General features: G+C 62.9%; 18 protein-coding genes. 13 read left to right on the top strand and 5 right to left on the bottom strand.

Annotated elements, in window-relative coordinates; genetic code table 11:
* The first annotated feature begins 14 nt into the window (after positions 1 to 14).
* The 4 genes from BH683_RS17830 (at position 15) to BH683_RS17815 (ending at position 1809) form a co-directional block, all read left to right on the top strand.
* Entirely contained in the window at positions 15 to 602 is a 588-nt protein-coding gene (locus BH683_RS17830) for a TetR/AcrR family transcriptional regulator (protein ID WP_246833447.1), read from the top strand.
* Positions 603 to 769: 167 nt separating this feature from the next.
* The gene (locus BH683_RS17825; protein ID WP_246833446.1) at positions 770 to 1072 is read left to right on the top strand and encodes a hypothetical protein; all 303 of its coding nucleotides are present in this window, start codon (positions 770 to 772) and stop codon (positions 1070 to 1072) included.
* A gap of 79 nt (positions 1073 to 1151) precedes the next feature.
* Positions 1152 to 1349 (top strand): hypothetical protein, encoded by a 198-nt coding sequence (locus tag BH683_RS17820; protein WP_084837612.1) that lies wholly within the window; start codon positions 1152 to 1154, stop codon positions 1347 to 1349.
* Positions 1350 to 1434: 85 nt separating this feature from the next.
* The gene (locus BH683_RS17815) at positions 1435 to 1809 is read left to right on the top strand and encodes a DUF3263 domain-containing protein (protein ID WP_084837611.1); all 375 of its coding nucleotides are present in this window, start codon (positions 1435 to 1437) and stop codon (positions 1807 to 1809) included.
* A gap of 53 nt (positions 1810 to 1862) precedes the next feature.
* On the opposite strand, the gene BH683_RS17810 is transcribed toward BH683_RS17815, so the two are convergent.
* Positions 1863 to 2528 (bottom strand): TetR/AcrR family transcriptional regulator, encoded by a 666-nt coding sequence (locus BH683_RS17810; RefSeq protein ID WP_084837610.1) that lies wholly within the window; start codon positions 2526 to 2528, stop codon positions 1863 to 1865.
* A gap of 454 nt (positions 2529 to 2982) precedes the next feature.
* Between BH683_RS17810 and BH683_RS17805 the strand changes: the two genes are divergently transcribed.
* From BH683_RS17805 to BH683_RS29000, 8 genes are all read left to right on the top strand, one after another.
* A complete protein-coding gene (locus tag BH683_RS17805; protein WP_084837609.1) occupies positions 2983 to 3399 on the top strand; it encodes an MmpS family transport accessory protein in 417 nt (138 codons plus the stop codon).
* Between the two features lie 15 nt (positions 3400 to 3414).
* A complete protein-coding gene (locus tag BH683_RS17800) occupies positions 3415 to 6324 on the top strand; it encodes an RND family transporter (RefSeq protein WP_084837608.1) in 2910 nt (969 codons plus the stop codon).
* A 109-nt stretch (positions 6325 to 6433) separates the two neighbouring features.
* On the top strand, positions 6434 to 7198 hold the full coding sequence (locus tag BH683_RS17795) for an SDR family oxidoreductase (RefSeq protein WP_084837607.1): 765 nt from the start codon (positions 6434 to 6436) through the stop codon (positions 7196 to 7198).
* Positions 7199 to 7279: 81 nt separating this feature from the next.
* Positions 7280 to 7660, top strand: a complete 381-nt coding sequence (locus BH683_RS17790; protein WP_084837606.1) for a hypothetical protein — start codon at positions 7280 to 7282, stop codon at positions 7658 to 7660.
* Between the two features lie 5 nt (positions 7661 to 7665).
* Positions 7666 to 8589 carry an RNA polymerase sigma-70 factor gene (locus tag BH683_RS17785; RefSeq protein ID WP_084837605.1) on the top strand — a complete coding sequence of 308 codons (924 nt, stop codon included), beginning with the start codon at positions 7666 to 7668 and terminating at the stop codon, positions 8587 to 8589.
* A gap of 216 nt (positions 8590 to 8805) precedes the next feature.
* Positions 8806 to 9240 carry a hypothetical protein gene (locus tag BH683_RS17780; RefSeq protein WP_143696079.1) on the top strand — a complete coding sequence of 145 codons (435 nt, stop codon included), beginning with the start codon at positions 8806 to 8808 and terminating at the stop codon, positions 9238 to 9240.
* Between the two features lie 944 nt (positions 9241 to 10184).
* Positions 10185 to 10664: a hypothetical protein gene (locus BH683_RS17770; protein ID WP_246833445.1), complete on the top strand. Its 480-nt coding sequence runs from the start codon at positions 10185 to 10187 to the stop codon at positions 10662 to 10664.
* Positions 10618 to 10902: an alpha/beta hydrolase gene (locus BH683_RS29000; protein WP_246833444.1), complete on the top strand. Its 285-nt coding sequence runs from the start codon at positions 10618 to 10620 to the stop codon at positions 10900 to 10902. The genes BH683_RS17770 and BH683_RS29000 overlap by 47 nt, the downstream gene beginning before the upstream one ends.
* Before the next feature lie 176 nt (positions 10903 to 11078).
* Here BH683_RS29000 and BH683_RS17765 read toward each other — a convergent pair whose 3' ends face one another.
* Positions 11079 to 11813: an SDR family NAD(P)-dependent oxidoreductase gene (locus BH683_RS17765; RefSeq protein WP_246833443.1), complete on the bottom strand. Its 735-nt coding sequence runs from the start codon at positions 11811 to 11813 to the stop codon at positions 11079 to 11081.
* A 58-nt stretch (positions 11814 to 11871) separates the two neighbouring features.
* Here BH683_RS17765 and BH683_RS17760 point away from each other — a divergent pair, with 58 nt between their 5' ends.
* Positions 11872 to 12414 (top strand): TetR-like C-terminal domain-containing protein, encoded by a 543-nt coding sequence (locus BH683_RS17760; RefSeq protein WP_084837602.1) that lies wholly within the window; start codon positions 11872 to 11874, stop codon positions 12412 to 12414.
* 48 nt (positions 12415 to 12462) lie between these two features.
* Here the strand turns inward: BH683_RS17760 and BH683_RS17755 are convergent, their stop codons facing one another.
* Genes BH683_RS17755 through BH683_RS17745 form a run of 3 tightly spaced genes read right to left on the bottom strand, consistent with a single transcriptional unit; the run spans position 12463 to position 17077 of the window.
* Positions 12463 to 13242 carry an enoyl-CoA hydratase-related protein gene (locus BH683_RS17755; protein ID WP_246833442.1) on the bottom strand — a complete coding sequence of 260 codons (780 nt, stop codon included), beginning with the start codon at positions 13240 to 13242 and terminating at the stop codon, positions 12463 to 12465.
* Positions 13239 to 15056: an acyclic terpene utilization AtuA family protein gene (locus BH683_RS17750; protein WP_084837600.1), complete on the bottom strand. Its 1818-nt coding sequence runs from the start codon at positions 15054 to 15056 to the stop codon at positions 13239 to 13241. Before BH683_RS17750 ends, BH683_RS17755 begins: the two co-directional genes overlap by 4 nt.
* Complete coding sequence (locus BH683_RS17745) at positions 15053 to 17077, bottom strand: biotin carboxylase N-terminal domain-containing protein (protein ID WP_084837599.1); 2025 nt, start codon at positions 17075 to 17077, stop codon at positions 15053 to 15055. Before BH683_RS17745 ends, BH683_RS17750 begins: the two co-directional genes overlap by 4 nt.

Here is a 17077-nt window from a genome sequence, read left to right as displayed (position 1 = left end):
GAAGGGACGACGACGTGGGAGCGCGGATCAGTACCAAGCAGCGAATGCTGGTGAGCGCGGTCGAGCTGCTTCAGGAACGCGGAGCCGCGGGTGTGACAATCGATGCCGTTCTGAGCCGTAGCAATGCCCCAAGAGGGTCGGTGTACTACCACTTTCCGGGCGGACGCGATCAGATCATGACCGAGGCAGTCGATCTCGCGGGACTTGCGATCGGGTCGATCCTTGACCGTTCTGTCGGCGATGGCCCTGTCGCAATCCTGCATCGCATCGCGGCGTTCTGGACAAAGTCGTTGGAGAATTCCGGCTACCGCGCCGGATGCCCGGTGGCGTCGGTAGCGATCTCGGGCGGGCCTGATGAAGAACATCTGCATTCAGCGGTCGCGCAGATCTTCCAGAACTGGCACGTCGCGATCACCAACGCAATGGTCCGGGAGGGTATTGCCGACGAGCGGGCCGCTCGGCTTGCTTCCATGTTCGTGGCAGCGATAGAGGGTGCTGTAATCCTCTGCCGCGCACGGCGATCTGCCTCCCCACTTGACGATGTCGTTGTTGAGCTAGAGGACATGTATGTGGCTGCAGCAGGAGCTGCCGGCACGACGTGAGGTGCGCAGGAGCCGCGCTGCGAGCTGCCTTCAACCCCCAGGTCGCGATAGTCTCTATGTTCTACAGCATAAGCCATACCAAGATAATGCGGCTTCTGCAATGTGGGATTCAGCACCGTCGATTTCCCTTTGCCTGTCGGCCGAGTTTGCTGTACTAAATAGACACTATGTTGAAGCGAAATGCTGCGGCACCCGACCAGGGGCCTCCCGAGCCAGCACCTCCCACCGCGGCCGAAGCGACCGACACGAAGCAACCCGGCACCCCCGCTATCGGAGACAGGGTGGTGGTCACCGCCGGCGAGCACGACGGACTGGAGGGGGCGATTGTCGAAGACTTCGGACCTCTGCCCACGGCCCCTGTCCACCTCGGAGACGGCAGTTCAGTAAGCGCCCGGCAGTTCGCCATTCACCTCGACAACGGACTGCTTGCCTTTCTCAACCTCGACAGCCTTCAACCCGCAGCACAGTGAGAAACCTGCGGTTGCTCGTCTCGGCACAGACGGGCGAGTGCGGTAGCCGAGAGGGCCGGCAGCGAAAAGGAAGATATACGTGCATCACCGAGAGATCGAACATCCCGTACCCCTGACCCCTGTCCTGTGGCGCTCAGAGCACGAGCGGCAGTTCTACTTTGAGACCGTCGCCCACAACGCGGCCCAAGCAGCCGGCGAAGAGTTTGCAGACGTCGTAGCCATTCAAGACGGACAACAAGGCAGCGTCGCAAAGGTGACGTACAGGGTCTTGTCCTGATCACCCACCACGCTTCGCCGATTGCGACCCCTTAGGCATCCGCCAGACGGCCGGCGCCACCATCCGACGGACAGGGACCCTTCAGATGTTCAGTTCCCGTAACAGATCGAGCAGAGACCAGGGCAGCGACGAGGTGCGCTCCGCAGTAGACATTCTGAACTTCGCCTCCCGGTGGATTCCGTACGGCGGTGCCGACAGCTACGAAATCTTCACGACGTTCGGACTCTCACCGGTGCAGTTCGCCCGCAAATTGCGTCGCGCCGCCGACTCCGCCGAAGCGCGTCGTCGAGCCGATTTCTCCCACGACGACCACGCGCGCGTACTTGAGCAGGCCGATCGGCTCGATGCGATGGGCTGGCCGGGCGAGACCACGCTCAGTGATGGCGCAACCGCCAATCCCCAAGGGACACCGCCTGTTACCTCAGCGCAGGCCGGGCCGGAGGATGACAGGCGACGGTAGGCACGGACGGGCGTGCGCACGACCCACTTGGGCACCAGACAACTTTTCTGCTGTCACGTTGGCGACTTCTTGCCGCGTCGCGTGGAAGCGCCGGCCTTTCCATCGGCAGGGGGAGCGATGACGGCAGCGTTGACCAGGCGGAGTACGTCCTCTATCTCCCCTTCGACGGGGAATCCGCCGGGGAGTTCGCCCTCGAGGGCGGCCAGTCCGTGAGCCATGGCAAAAGTGGCGATGGCAATCAGGTCGGCCGGCACCGCCCCACCCCAGCCTTGCTGCACCGCCGCCGTGACCGTGTCGTGGTGCAGATCCCACAACCGCAGACGTGCTTCAACCAGGTCGGGATCACGAACATCGAGTAGGCGTGAGCCGAACATGAGCATCAAGGTGGACCTGTTGGTCCGCGCATAACGCACGTAGGTCTCGCCGAGCGCGGCCACAGATTCCCCCAGGGGCGCTGCGGCGGGCAACTCCTGCAGTGCGCTCACGCTCTTCGCGTACAGGTCGTCAATTCCCTGGATGGCTACCGCAGTGAACAGAGCGCTGCGGTCGGCAAAATGGTGCGCCACCGACTGATGCGTGATTCCCACTCGCCGGGCGATGGAGCGCAAACTCGCCCCCTCGGGGCCCACGGCATCAAGTTCGGCCACAGCCGCTTGCATCAGTTCACCGCGTATCTGCGCGGCGGACCGGCGGGGCTTGGGCTTAGTCACCTTGCACATGCGACCAGTATCCCGGTCGAGGCACCGGGTCGGCGGCGCTACCTGGCTTTCCGACGCCGGTGCACGGCTTTCTCAAATAAAGCTTGCCAATGGGCGTTGTTACATCTACTGTAACTGCCATTGGCAGTCTGCGTTAGACCAAACACGGGGCGTGTGAATAGGGTGGACGCAGAACAAGATACGGACTCCAGTCATCCGAACCAGGTTGAGGCAGTGCTCGGCACATCGGGCCAGTTGGCTGGTGAATCGACGGCCTCAGCCGCGCGTTCACGCGCGAACCGTCAGTCGATCTGGGCGGCAGCTCGCCAACTGGTTCAACCCGCCGCCTGAGCCCTCACTCTGACCCTCAAAAGGGTTGATGCCACGTGAAAAGTCTCCGATATCAGTCCGCGAAGTATCCGAGTGGCACTCGCCCCGGTCTACATAACAACGAAAGAGGTAGCCGGTGTTTCGGATGCTTGCCCGGGCCTGGATTCCCATCAGCATTGTCTGCGTCCTGCTGGCTGCGGGTACGTCTATCGGGGCTCTGCGAATCAGGGAGATCCCCGATCGCGCGATCGGACACTCACCTCCGCTGAACGCGGTTGCGGCCCCGCGGGAGAAAGCCATCACCTACACGGTCGGCGGGGAGACCGACACGATCGCGACCATTTCCCAGCTGCTGCCCGGTGGGCATGTCGAAGAGCATCAGGTCCGATTGCCGTGGACCCGAACAGTGAGAACACGAGAACTCACCACCTCCGTCGGCGTCACCGCCCAAACCGCCGGTAGCCAGGTGACGTGCGCCATCGACGTCAACGGGATCGAACGCGACAACAAGACCGCAACCGGTTCCGCAGCGACCATCCAATGCACCGTCCCCGTGGCCTGAACGCAAGAAGGATCCATGACCACCACCGCACGACCAACCCTGGCCCAGGTCACTTCGGCACTACTCGCCGAAGTACGACGTCCTTTGCGCGTGAGGTACTTTCGCGCAAACAAAGCGAGGCGACCCCTTGTCGCGCGGGCGCTTTACTCCTTCTCTGTGCCGGTGATCATCGCCTGGCTCCTCGTTGCCGGTGGCCTCAATGTCGTGTTCCCCCAACTAGAGACCGTCATCAACCGGCACGCACAGTCGTTCATGCCCGACGAAGCGTCAGCCGTGCAGGCGTTGGTGAAAATGGGTGGTCACTTCGGCGGCGGGGGCAGTAACAACTTCGTCTACGTCCTCATCGAAGGGGACGATGTGCTCGGCGACGACGCCCGTCAGTACTACGCCACCGTTCTCGACAAGCTCACCGCCGACACCGCGATGGTCAACTCGGCGATGGACTTGTGGTCGAACCCGGACCTGGCGCCCGCCGCAGAAAGCGCCGACGGGCAGGTTGCGTATGCACTGGTCAACCTGGCCGGGAACATGGGCACAGCCAAGGCCATGGAGTCCACTCAGGCAGCACGCGACATCGTCGACAGTGTTGCCGCTCCCCCAGGGGTGCAGGCCCACGTCACCGGACCCTCAGCGGTGGTCAACGACGAGTTGGTCGCCATCGACGAATCGATGATCTTGCTGATCGCGATCTGTTCGATCTTGGTCACCGTCGTACTACTGCTCGTCTACCGATCGATAGTCACCGCATTGGTACCGCTACTGACCGTGGGCATCGGGTTGGCCGTTGCCCGTTCAGTCGTCGCCATCTGCGGGGAACTACAGATGATCAGCGTCTCCATCTTCGCCTCCGCCCTGTCAGCGGTGGTGGTCCTGGGCGCGGGCACCAACTACGGGATCTTTCTCGTCGGCCGGTACCAGGAGGGCCGTCGGAACGGACTCACCCGGGAGGACTCCTACTACGCCGCACTCGCGGGCGTGCAACACATCATCATCGCCTCCGGCCTCACGGTCGCAGGCGCCATGGCCTGCTTGGCGCTGACCCGGCTGGCCATCTTCAGCACCTCCGGACTGCCCTGCACCATCGCCATCACCGTCACCCTCGGTGCCGCACTGACTTTGGGTCCGGCGTTGCTCGCAGTGACCAGTCGACTCGGCTTCCTCGAACCACGAACCTCCCAACGCTCGCAGCGACGCTGGCGGCGCATCGCCGTCACGGTGGCACGGTGGCCGGGCCCCGTACTGGCTGCCACTCTGGCGGTGCTGTTCCTGGCCGTGCTGCTCGTGCCCACCTACCAACCCAGCTTCAACGAGCGCATCGCTCAACCCGCAGACTCCCGCGCCAACCTCGGCTTCGCTGCTGCCGACCGGCATCTGCCCCCTAATGTCATGGCCCCCAGCGTGTTCCTCGTCGAAGCCGATCATGACATGCGCAACGCCGCTGACCTGATCGCGCTCGCCAAACTCACCGATTCGATCGCGAACCTGCCCGGGATCAATGCTGTCCAGGGAATCACCCGGCCGCTGGCCACCCCGATCGCGCAAGGCACATTGACCAGCCAGGCGTCATACATCGGAGACCGCTTCACCCAGATGACCACGCTGCTCAACAAACGTCTCGCCGACCTCGGCGTCGTGGTCGAGTCGATCAACGGCATCGAGACATCCGTGGACCAGTTCGCCGCCGCACTCGCCCAAGGCCAACAGGGCCTGCAACAACTCGCCACCGCGACCGCCAACCTCAAGACAGTCACCGACTCGGCCACTGCGAAACTCGCCACCCTCCAAGAAGTTAGCAATCCCGCAAAAGATCTCATCGAACGCGTCCCAGGCTGCCGGAACATCGAACCGTGCAACGCAGCACTGACCAGCCTGTCCCTTTTCGACGACACTTCCAAGCTCGGGCCACTGGCAAACCAGTTGCTGGCCAGCGCCGACTCCGCAGCCCGAGCACTACCGCTGGCGGCGACAGAGCTGCCGCGCATCAAAGCCACCATCGTGCAGCTCCGCGATCTCATCGCGCCGCTGCGCAGCACCCTCGGGGCCCTTATGCCGCAAGTGTCGGAGATAACCACCTTCCTCGACGAGGTCAGCAGCGCATACACGGCCGGGAACCCCGGCGCCGGCTTCTTTTTGCTCTCCCAGGCCCTGGAGAGCCCACTGTTCAAAAGTGGTATGCCGTATTACTTTTCGCCGGACGGGAAGGTGACACGAATGATCATCACCCCCACCGAGGAAGGCTTCAGTCGCGAAGCCATGGACCTGAGCGCGGACATCATCCCGACTTCGCTCACCGCGATCAAAGGCACCTCGCTGGCAGGGTCCACGGTCAGCATCGGCGGACCCGGAGGCACCCTGCTCAACATCGAATCGTTCCTGCACGAAGACTTCATCGCCATCGTCATCGCAGCGCTCGCATTCGTGTTCTGCGTCGTCCTGGCGCTGCTGCGCAGCCTGGTCGCAGCGTTCGTCGTCATCGCGACCGTGGGCCTGTCATTCCTCACGGCCTGGGGTATCGCGATCTTCCTGTGGCAGGACATCATCGGCAACCCGCTGCACTGGTCGGTAGCACCAGTGGCATTCACCTTTCTCGTCGCAGTCGGCGCCGACTACAACATGCTGCTCGTCAGCAGGTTCAAAGAAGAAATGCATGCCGGTACCAGCACCGGACTGATCAGGGCAATGGTCGGCACCGGCAGCGTCGTGACGACCGCGGGCCTCACATTCGGCGTCACCATGTTCGCCATGCTCGCCAGTTACGCCCACAACATCGCCCAAATCGGGACCACTGTCGCCATCGGACTCCTGATCGACACCGTGCTCGTGCGTTCCCTTGTCGTCCCAGCGACCGCACGGCTACTGGGTCGCTGGTTCTGGTGGCCCACCAATTTTGTTCAGTGGAACAAGAGACCGTCCCATACCAACTGACGTCCCACCCGTCACCGACGGGTGCTGTCACAAATCGAGGAGCTACTCGGTCGAATGCAGTGACCGGACAGCCAACCACGGCGTCCAGCACACAGCGGAAGAGACTCTCATGAGAATTGTTGTCATCGGCGGTACAGGACTGATCGGCTCGAAGCTCGTCACCAAGCTCGGAGCACACGGGCACGACGCCATTGCCGCGTCTCCCAACTCCGGCGTCAACACCCTCACAGGTGAGGGTTTGGCCGACATCCTCGTCGGAGCCGATGTAGTCGTCGACGTGTCCAACTCTCCGTCATTCGAAGACGCAGCTGTCCTCGACTTCTTCACGCGCGCAACGACGAACATTCTCGCCGCAGAATCCACCGCTGGTGTGGGTCACCACGTCGCACTGTCGGTCGTCGGAACCGAACGACTCACCGACAGTGGCTACATGCGGGCCAAGGTGAAGCAGGAGCAATTGATCAAGGAGTCGAAGATTCCGTACTCGATCGTCCATGCGACGCAGTTCTTCGAGTTCTTCAAGTCCATCGCTGGCGGGGCGACGTCTGATGATCAGGTGCGCTTGTCGTCGGCGTCGATCCAACCGGTCGCGGCAGACGAGGTCGCGAGCGCAGTCGCACGCGTCAGCGTCGGAGCGCCGCTGAACGGCACTGTCGAGATCGGCGGTCCGGAAGTGTTCACGCTCGCCGACTTCGTTGCCCGCGGGCTCGAAGCGCATCGGGACCCCCGAACCGTTGTCATCGACGACGACGCACTGTATTTCGGAGCCCGCTTGGCCGATCGTGAACTCCTTCCAAGTGCCGACGCCCAGCCCGCGGAGACCACGTTCCAGGAGTGGCTCGCGGTTGATGTCGTCAGCGGCCCCAAGCCGTGATCAATCGCCGCCAGGAGTTCGACCGGGCGGCGCGTGCCGAGGCCTGATGCATACTGACGACACCACAGGAAGGCTCGTCGAATGATGCATCCATCGAACGCCTACGACGCAGCAGTGGTTGCCGTCGCCACGGCATGCAGAACCGGTGATTCGTTGACGGTGAGCACATGGCTGGCGGCGAGCGTCGTCGCTGTCGTCGACGGGGAAGGCGAACGGACCGGACGAGGCAGTGTCAGCACGCTTCTGGTGCAGCACGCAACCACTGATCACCAGAGTTCGGTCAGTGTGGAGTGGGTCAACGGGCAGTCAGGACTGGCGTATCGGCGGGGCGGTCGCGTCGTGGGGATTGCTGCCATCTCGGTCGAACATGGACTGATAGAACGGGTTTGGCTCGTACTCTCACCTGACAAGCTTCACCACTGGACACTCGGCCCCTTCGACCTCGACCAACAGGAAGACTGACCGCGATGCCTCGTAATCCCCGTTCCGAACTCGACGACGTCGCGGCCGAGTTCAACCTCGTGCGACCCAGATTGTTCGGAATCGCATATCGGATGTTGGGCAGCGCCTCCGAAGCCGAGGACATCGTGCAGGACGTATGGCTGCGGTGGCAGGCCTACGACAGATCGAAAGTCGAGAACACTGCAGCATTCCTCTCCACCACCACAACCCGATTGGCGATCAACGCAGTGCAGTCTGCCCGGGCCAGGCACGAAACCTACATTGGGCCGTGGCTGCCCGAACCCGTCGACACCAGCGCGGACCCAGCACTCGGAGCCGTCAGGGGCGAAGCCCTCGGGTTCGCGGTGCTGCTGCTACTCGAAAAGCTCACACCGACCGAGCGGGCCGCGTATGTCCTGCGGGAGTCGTTCGACTATCCGTACCGTCAGATCGGCGAGATCATCGAGGTGACGGAGGCGAACGCACGTCAGCTCGTCACCCGGGCACGCAAACACATCGCAGCCGGCCGCAGTGCGCCTGTGAGCACCTCGGATCACCGGCGACTACTCACTGCGTTTGTCGATGCCGCACAGACGGGCGACCTCGAGGCACTCACCGCGTTGCTGGCCGCCGACGTCGTCAGTAACTCCGATGGCGGCGGAATAGAAGGTGTTCTCGCCGCGCGCATTCCGATCATGGGCGACGAGCGAGTGGCGAAGTTCGTCGCGGCCTTCTCCTCTCATTTCTGGACCGGCGCGCAGATCACGTGGGTGCAGGCGAACGGAGCGCCGTCCGTGCTGCTGTCCCGAGACGGCGAGCCCTATACCCTTCTCAGCGCCACAACAACCTCTTCCGGTATCGAGCAACTGCACTGGGTGATGAATCCGACCAAACTGGACGGGTTCAGGAGCAGCGCCGGCGCTGCTTCTGAACACTCGACGAGCGGATAGGGCGGACGGATCCAGGGCTAAGAACTTCTTGGCGCTCGAGCGGCACCTCACGCTGTCAAAGCGCCGGGCTAAAAGCGGCTGCTTGCCCATGAAACTAAGAATCCGGCCCTCGTGTAGCTGCACCGAAGCGCTACTCCAATGAACATGGACGACTGTCTAGACAGTAGACCAGAACAACAGTAGGGTGCGGTAGACACGTCGCTTACCGAGACAGAGGTGACCATGAGTTTGGTACCTAGCCGTCGGGCACGCCTGGCCCACGCAGCCGTTCACGCCGAGCTATGGAACGCAGGTAAACGCGAGGAATGGGTCGCGTCGTGGCGCACCATCGTGCCCGGCGAGGTCAGAATGTTCGACCCGGTGGGCACCGAGGAAAAGACTGGCTTCGACACAGCCACGACTCACGCCTTCGACCTCTTTCAGAAACACCTGCGCATTAACATGATCACCGTCCATGTCAACGGCAATGAGATGGCGTGGGTGTGCGAGAACTACTTCGGCACAGGCGAAGAAACGATGACCTCCCACAGCATCGAGACGTTCGCGTGGGACGACAACGGCGACCTACTCATCAAGACCTACTACCCCATGCCGGAAGAAGTCGGCGCTGACAGCGACCCGTATGCCCACCTTCTCGAAGGCCGAGACTGAACTCCCGGCGCAATCCAGCAAAACTCGTCTGACGTAGCGCCTATTGCAGCCGCAATCACTGATACTGCAATCCATTTCGTCACCAGCGACGAAATGAAGCATGAAATCCGTGCGTGCACGCACCGGTCGCCACGACACCTGGGCTGCCTTCATAGCGCTAGCTTCACATGGCGCTAGCCGATCCTCAGAGTGTGCTGATCGTGCTCAGGTGTTGATCGTGTCTGCACGTTTTGCCGATAGGTTGCCCGGTCGGCGACGTGACCCCTGTAGTCGCGATAGCTTTCTCTCAATCTGCCCGGACGGTTCAGCACTGGTTCGGCGCAGTCGAGGAGGTAATGCCGTGAGCCCCGTTCGAGTGACGACGTCAGGGGTGGCCGCGCGTGAGCGTGCAGACATGGTCCGAAACGTTGTCTGGACAATCTTGTTCGGGTTGAACTCGACTACGAAGAACCTGATGTATTGGCAGCGAAATTGACGTTGGGCCAGACAGGTAACTTCACGGTGTGTACGGCTGAGGAAACATCCACATCGACAACGATGCGGCGCACACAGTCTCTGATCCGCGACGATGCTGAGCCATGTGTCTTTCTCGGCATCCAGCTGTCAGGGTCCAGCATCATCATTCAGCACGACCGGGAAGTAGTACTGCGGCCTGGCGAGATGGTTCTGTACGACGCAACCCAGCCCTACACCCATGTCAACAGCAGTGGGCTGCACAAAGCATGCTTCCGTATTCCGCGGACAGCACTCGGCCTCTCCCAGAAGGCGGTCGAGGCGGTGTCGGTGACCAGTCTGAACGGGGACTCCCCGGTGGCGGAGATCGCGGCAGGGTACTTCGCGGATGTCGCCAGACACGTGCATGAACTCGGCGACGGACTCGATGAGTTGGCGGCGCCGAGCATCGCATCTCGCAATACACAGGCTTCCAAAAGTCTTTCGACGAGATGGCCGCCTTCTGCGCCGCCGGCCCGCAGTGCCCGCTCGGTAGCGACCCCAGCAAGGCCACCGAAGCATTTCACGACATCACGCGACCGCTGATCGACAACCCGATCGTTGGCCCGGACGGCCGCCGGATGGACTTCAACGGCGTCGTCGACGCCGTGGCCGCCGGACTTTACGACAAGAGCGCGTGGCCGGTGATCATCAAAGGACTCGGTGAGGTGCAGGCCCGCCGATCCGACACCCTGACCATTCTCACCGACGCCGTTGCCGGCCGCGACGCAAACGGGCGCTACCCCAACTTCAACGAGGCCCTGCTGGCGATCAACTGCATGGACGAACAACGCAGCACCCCACAGGAGCAGGTCGCTCTGCGGGCTCAGATTCAGCAGGCCACCCCGTTCACCGACCCGGACAAGGACCCGGCCGGTGCACGCGATGTATGCGAGTCCTGGCCCGCAGAGCCGACATTGGGATATCCGTAACGCCACCGACATCGACGGCCTACCGGACACGTTGACCATCTCGATCACCGGCGATCCGTCGACACCGTATGACGGCGGAGTCAGTCTGGCCGACACCCTCGGCGGCTCGTTACTCACCGTCGACGGCCAGCAGCACACCGTCGCATACTCCGGCGCCAACACCTGCGTGAATGCCGTCGTCGCGGACTATTTGATCAACCTGTCCAGCCCGGACCCGAAGACTCGCTGCACACTGTGACGCATACGGACAACCTCACCGACCTTCCACGATCCGTCGGGCAACGCAAGCGCACCGCCGTAGGGGCGGCGAGGTTCAAAGTCAGCGACCGCAACGGTCCCTGTAGCGAGGGTCGCGAGCGTAGTCCCTTTCGCGCAGTTGTAGCGCTGCGTGCACCAGGGCGGGCGCGTCGTCCCCTACGAGGAGTCTGAGGCGCTGGTCATCTTCTGCGCGACGTGGGCGAGTATGGCCGCGGCTGCATCTTCAGACTTGGTTCCTTCGCCAGAGTCGCCTCGCGGCCAGGGGATTTCGTTGGTGCCGAACAGTTCTGTCCGCACATCGTCATAGTCGCTGCAGGGTGCGCTGAACTGCATGCTCGCACCAGCCCAGTCGGTGTCAAGCGCGCCGGGTTCAACAAGGGTCACCCGGATTCCAAACCTCGCCACTTCCGATGCCATCGCTTCGCTGAACGCTTCGAGCCCCCACTTCGAGGAGTTGTAGAGCCCGAGCATGGGCATTGTGCCCACCGCACCAACAGTCGACACCTGCACGACATGCCCGGTGCCTTGAGCGCGCATGATCCCAATAGCAGCCTGGCTGAGCCAGAGAGGTCCGAGCAGGTTGGTGTCGAGGATCGCCCGTGCTTCGTCTTCGCCCGTCTCCTCGATAGCACCGATGAGTCCGTACCCGGCGTTGTTCACCAGGACATCGAGCCTGCCAAGGTGGGTTGCGGCCGACTCCACTGCCTGCTGCGCCGCATGCCGATCGCGCACGTCGAGCTGCTGCACGTAGAGGCGGTCGTGGTCGGGAAGGGAGTGCTCGCTACGTACCGTCGCGACCACTGCATGGCCGGCGCGCAAAGCCGCGAGGGTGAGTGCGCGGCCCAGTCCCCGATTGGCTCCGGTGATCATCCATGTCTGCGGTTCTGCCATGCGATCGACGCTAGCTCAAAATGGACGCTCCGTCTCGTTTTTTGAGTAGAGTGCAAATATGGCGACTCCCCGAATCCGCAACAAGGTGCATGAAGCAGTGCTGTCCCTCGCCCGCGAAAATCAGGTGGGAGCGATCACCATGGAGGGGATAGCCGCACGCGCGAGCGTCAGCAAGCAAACCCTCTACCGGACGTGGCCCTCCACCGGAGCGGTTCTCTTCGACGCTCTACTGGCTGGAAGCACGAACGCGGCAGGGGTTGTCGCGGTACCCAATTCTGGCGATGTGGCCGCAGATTTGCTATCGCTGGCCTCGGCAACGGTCGCAGAATTGACCGATCCCACCCAAGAACCCCTACTTCGAGCAGTCACCGCCGAGATACAGACAGACGAAGATCTCGCCGCGCTATATCGAGATCTGCTCTTTCGGCCGCAATTCGATGGCATTGCAGATCGATTGCGGCAAGGGAACTGGCCTGATCCCGACGCCGCGACCGAACTTTTTCTAGGCCCCATCTTTCATCGATGGTTACTCCGAACAGGCCCACTCGATCCCGCGTGGATCGCGGGGCACGTCACTCGGACATTGCGAGCTTCCTCCTGAAATACACGCGCCTCTAGCAGCATTCGGCGTCGTCGAAGTCACCGTGGGTTACGCGGTCCCCGCCCACGCTGGCAATCGTTTTTCACCGAATGCACGGACGCCCTCTTGGCCGTCTTCGGAGGAGAAGTATTGGGCGGTGAGCTGTTGCATCTGGGCCATTTCCTCAATCAGCTCACGCCGGTTCGGCCCCAGCAGCTTCTTGACGCCGTTGAGTGCGTGGGGCGATGCCAAATTCAGGGCGGCGGCCAGTGTGTCGATGGCGTCATCTAGGTCAGCCTCGCTGGTGACGGTGTCGACCAGACCGATCTGTGCCGCGTGCTTCGCATCGAAGAGGTTGCCGGTCAAAAAGAGTTCTCGGAGTGCTTGAGGTGCGACCCGGCCCCGCAGGGGAACCGAGATGATCGCTGGGACTACGCCAAGGCGGACCTCCGAAAAAACAAATGTTGTCGATTCGGTGGCGACCACGAGATCACATGCGGCGACCAGACCGATACCTCCGGCCCGTGCCGGCCCGGCCAGGCGCGCAATCACCGGTTTGTCTGCTGTCATCACTGCGGTGAGTAGCCCAACCAACTCCGAACCTGCGGGCGCCGCGTCGGCGCCGCGGGCCTCTTTGAGGTCGGCTCCTGCGCAGAACACCGGTCCGGTGTGAGTCAGGACCAATAGCCGCACGGAGTCGTCGCGTAAGGCGCTCTCGATGCTCTCGGCGAGCTCTGCGCGGAGCTGGTTCGACAGAGCATTGCGGTTGGTGGGGGAATCAAGGGTGATGGTCGCGACACCGTGTGCCACAGCAGAATGCACCACGGCACCCGGGTCCGATGTGGTCAACGTGAAATCCTATCGGTAGACCTGAATGGGTCTGCTAGATTGCGGGTTTCATTGGTGAGGGCGACGGGGATGTCGATTGCTTTCGCGCGTACGTACTCCCCAAGACCCTTACCCTGCGAATCGAGGTCGAGGTTTGCCGCGACGCCCCGGCCGAGGAGACCAACGACGGTTACACCGCAGGCACGCAGGTGCGGCAGTTCCCAGACCCGAAGGCTGCACTGCTCGGCTTCCGGAATGAGCTGACGTATGGCCTCGGGCGTCCACCAGGACCGTAGCCAGTCATGTGCGGCGTCGGTGCGTGCCCAGATACCCAGTGTCGCGTTGCCTGCTTTGTCGCCGGAGCGGCTCCCAAACAGTGAGCCCAGGGGCTGGCGCACCGTGGGGCCGGTGGGTGGCTGAGGCCGTGGCTCCGAGGCGGGGTCAGCCATCGGTGACGCTGTGCTGTCCACCGATGGTGGTGGTGGCACGACAACGTGCCTCTCCCCCAGCGTGAACCGTTGCGGGAAGATGGCTGCCGGCATCAGAGTCGGCCAGAACACGCTGATCTCACTCGCCGGTGAGGGCGGGGCTGTGAAGTAGAGCCCTGGGTAGCTTGCCAATCCTGTTTCGATGGCCGCCCGAGGAAAGGCTGTTGCCTTCTCCCGTGACGGGTCGTTCACGGTGATGGTCAGCAGAGCAACCGCCTCAGACATAGTGCGTGGATCGGGTTGATCAGCGCGCAGCAGGCGGACGGTCACGTTCTGAAACGAGTCTTTGCCCTCGGGCAATGCTGCCCATAGAGCGCTTTGCGCGAGTTCGGCTTTCGCTTCGATGTCCGAACCGGTGAGGACGAAGGTGATCTCATTGCGCCATCCGCCAGAGACCAGAGCCCCGACCTTGACGCGTGTGGGTGCGGGTTCGCCCTTGACGCCTGAGACTTGGACTCTGTCCTCTCCGATGTGCGCGAGCCGCACGGTGTCGAGTCGAGCGATGACATCGGGGTTGGCGTATCGAGGGCCGTCGATTTCATACAGCAGTTGGGCGGTGACGGTTTCGACGGTGACCGCGCCCCCGGTGCCTGGCTGTTTGGTGATCACCGAGGATCCGTCTTCGCTGATCTCGGCGATGGGAAACCCGGTCCGCTCCATGCCGGCCACTTCGGTGAAGAACGAAAAGTTCCCCCCGGTTGCTTGGGCGCCGCATTCGATGATGTGCCCGGCGACCACTGCGCCCGCCAAGGCATCCCAGTCCGTTCTGGACCAATTGAAGTGCCAGGCCGCTGGCCCCAGGATGATGGCGGCGTCGGTGACTCGACCCGTCACCACGACGTCGGCGCCGGCATCGAGAGCTTCTTTTATCGCCCACCCGCCGAGGTAGGCACTGACAACGTCGGGATCTTGCCCGGCCGTGGAGAATGGCTCGCCAGTATCTAGATGTTCTGCGAGCCAGCCACTTCGACGGGCTTCCTCGAATGCATGGGTGGCGTCGTCGCCGTCCACTACAGCGATCTTCACCGGCCGGTCGATGCGGCGGGCGATGTCAGCGATCTGGGCGGCACACCCGTGCGGGTTGAGTCCACCAGCGTTCGAAACCACCTTGATGCCTTGGTCGAGACAGGTCTCGAGGACCTGATCAAGCTGGCTGACAAAGGTCCCCGCAAAACCTTTGTCTGCGTTTCGCTTTCGCTGTTTGACCAGCACCCCCATGGTGAGCTCTGCCAGCCAGTCCCCGGTGAGGACGTCGATCGCTTCGCCGTGGACCATGTCGTACGCCGCCGACAGCCTGTCCCCGAAGAATCCGGAGCAGTTTGCGATGCGAAGTGGGCCCAGAGTCATGACTGCTCCTCTTGCGGTGCGGCGAGGGTGACCAGGACGGTGTGCGCGTCGACGTACTGGCCGACGGAGACATTGATCTTCTCGACAACACCATCAGTCGCCGCGGTGGCCGGGTGTTCCATCTTCATCGCCTCGACCACCACCAGTTTCTGTCCGGCAGTGACGCTGTCTCCCACCTCGACGCCGATATGGACCACGGTTCCGGGGATTTCGTTGACCGGTCCTAGAGCGGTAGCGGCGAGATCGTCGGGGTCGGGCAGACGCGGCGCTGGGTGCCAACCGGACTGGCTGCCGGCGTCATTGACCCATACGGACCCATCGGGATAGGTCCAGACCGTGCACGGGTAGTCCACACCGTCGTAGTTGATGCGCACGCTCTCGGGGGTGAGGTCGCTGAGGGTGAACCCGTGTGACTCGTCGTCGACGACGATGGTCAGGTCGGCCTGGCCGGACCAGCCACCGAGGTGATAATCCACCTCCAACGGCGTCGAGTCCCCGGCGCGATGCCACGTCGCGTGCGTCAGCAGCCGGGTGGCCAGGGGCCGAAATCCGGGCCGGGCGAGACCGTGAGTTGGATCCGAGGCCTTGCGGCGGGCAGCGCCAGTGGCGACTGCGGCGGCCAGGTGCACGGGCCATGGGGTCGACATCGGCGGGTCGAGCAACTGGGGGTGGTGCTCGAGGAAGTCGGTCCGGGTTGCCCCTGCGAGGTAGTCCGGATCGCGGAGCAGTGCCGCCAGGAAGGCTCGGTTGGTGGTGACGCCGTGGACCTGGGTGCCGTCCAGGGCTGCGGCCAAAGTGAACGCAGCTTCGGAACGGGTCGCGCCATGGGCGATGATTTTGGCGATCATGGGGTCATAGAACGAGGAGATTTGTGACGGCGCAGCGATTCCGTCCTCGTACCGCAGCCCAGCTCGATCCGGATGTTCGTAGCGATGCAGGGTGCCCGGCGTGGGCGCGTAGTCGGCGGCGGGGTCTTCGGCGTAGAGCCGGACTTCGATGGCATGACCATTGATCTGGACATCGGATTGTTCGAAGCCGAGCTGCTCGCCGCGCGCCACTCTTAGTTGAAGCGCGACCAGGTCCAGCCCGGTGACCTCTTCGGTGACGGGGTGTTCGACCTGCAGCCTGGTGTTCATCTCCAGGAAGTAGAAGCCACCGGTGGTGTCGTCGAACAAATACTCCACGGTGCCGGCGCCGATGTAACCGAGTTCGCGGACCAGCGACACGGCGGTGGCGCCCATGCGTTGCCGAACGTCGGCGGTGATGACCGGTGAGGGTGCTTCTTCGAGCACCTTTTGATGTCGCCGCTGGATGGAACATTCCCGTTCCCCGAGATGTACCGCATTGCCATGCTTGTCACCGAAGACCTGGATCTCGATATGCCGGGATGCGGTCAGGTAGCGCTCGAGGAACACTGTGGCGTTGCCGAACAGATTCAAACCCTCCCGCCGCGCGGCGGCGATGGCCTCGACAACATCATCAGAACGTTCGACTAGGCGCATCCCTTTACCGCCACCACCCGCAACGGCTTTGACCAGCAACGGGAATCCGACCTCGGCGGCGGCCGCTGTCCACGCATCGGTGTCCTCGCCGGTGATGACCGCGTCGAGCAGGACCGGTACCTCGGCCTTGCGTGCCCACTCTTTGGCCCTGTCTTTCAGACCCATCTCTCGGATGGAGTCCGGGCTAGGGCCGACGAAGACGATGCCTGCCGCCTCACAGGCCTCGGCGAACTCTGCATTTTCTGAGAGGAAGCCATATCCGGGATGGATGGCGTCCGCCCCGGTGCGTGTGGCGGCGTCGAGTATTTTGTCCCACATCAGGTAGGACTCGGCACTGCTGGCACCGCCGATGGGCACCGCGAAGTCGGCATCGGTGACGTGGGGGGATCGGACGTCGGGGGTCGAGTAGACCGCAACCGTCCGTATACCCAAGGCGCGGGCGGTACGGATGACGCGCCGGGCGATCTCGCCGCGGTTGGCAATGAGCAGTGTCCTGATGGGGGTGGTGTTCACAGTCAT

Origin of the sequence: Williamsia sp. 1138, assembly GCF_002095435.2 — a bacterium.
GTDB lineage: Bacteria > Actinomycetota > Actinomycetes > Mycobacteriales > Mycobacteriaceae > Williamsia.
The sequence above is the reverse complement of the archived record's forward strand: the minus strand, read 5'-3'. Positions and strand labels throughout refer to the sequence as shown.

What these genes read in the sequence shown, in the direction of transcription:
- BH683_RS17810 (WP_084837610.1), bottom strand. Translation starts at nt 2,528, where the DNA reads ATGTGCAAGGTGACTAAGCCCAAGCCCCGCCGGTCCGCCGCGCAGATA.
- BH683_RS17815 (WP_084837611.1), top strand. Translation starts at nt 1,435, where the DNA reads ATGTTCAGTTCCCGTAACAGATCGAGCAGAGACCAGGGCAGCGACGAG.
- BH683_RS17805 (WP_084837609.1), top strand. Translation starts at nt 2,983, where the DNA reads ATGCTTGCCCGGGCCTGGATTCCCATCAGCATTGTCTGCGTCCTGCTG.
- BH683_RS17760 (WP_084837602.1), top strand. Translation starts at nt 11,872, where the DNA reads ATGGCGACTCCCCGAATCCGCAACAAGGTGCATGAAGCAGTGCTGTCC.
- BH683_RS29000 (WP_246833444.1), top strand. Translation starts at nt 10,618, where the DNA reads ATGTATGCGAGTCCTGGCCCGCAGAGCCGACATTGGGATATCCGTAAC.
- BH683_RS17795 (WP_084837607.1), top strand. Translation starts at nt 6,434, where the DNA reads ATGAGAATTGTTGTCATCGGCGGTACAGGACTGATCGGCTCGAAGCTC.
- BH683_RS17770 (WP_246833445.1), top strand. Translation starts at nt 10,185, where the DNA reads ATGGCCGCCTTCTGCGCCGCCGGCCCGCAGTGCCCGCTCGGTAGCGAC.
- BH683_RS17825 (WP_246833446.1), top strand. Translation starts at nt 770, where the DNA reads ATGTTGAAGCGAAATGCTGCGGCACCCGACCAGGGGCCTCCCGAGCCA.
- BH683_RS17800 (WP_084837608.1), top strand. Translation starts at nt 3,415, where the DNA reads ATGACCACCACCGCACGACCAACCCTGGCCCAGGTCACTTCGGCACTA.
- BH683_RS17785 (WP_084837605.1), top strand. Translation starts at nt 7,666, where the DNA reads ATGCCTCGTAATCCCCGTTCCGAACTCGACGACGTCGCGGCCGAGTTC.
- BH683_RS17750 (WP_084837600.1), bottom strand. Translation starts at nt 15,056, where the DNA reads ATGACTCTGGGCCCACTTCGCATCGCAAACTGCTCCGGATTCTTCGGG.
- BH683_RS17790 (WP_084837606.1), top strand. Translation starts at nt 7,280, where the DNA reads ATGATGCATCCATCGAACGCCTACGACGCAGCAGTGGTTGCCGTCGCC.
- BH683_RS17745 (WP_084837599.1), bottom strand. Translation starts at nt 17,077, where the DNA reads ATGACTGTGAACACCACCCCCATCAGGACACTGCTCATTGCCAACCGC.
- BH683_RS17765 (WP_246833443.1), bottom strand. Translation starts at nt 11,813, where the DNA reads ATGGCAGAACCGCAGACATGGATGATCACCGGAGCCAATCGGGGACTG.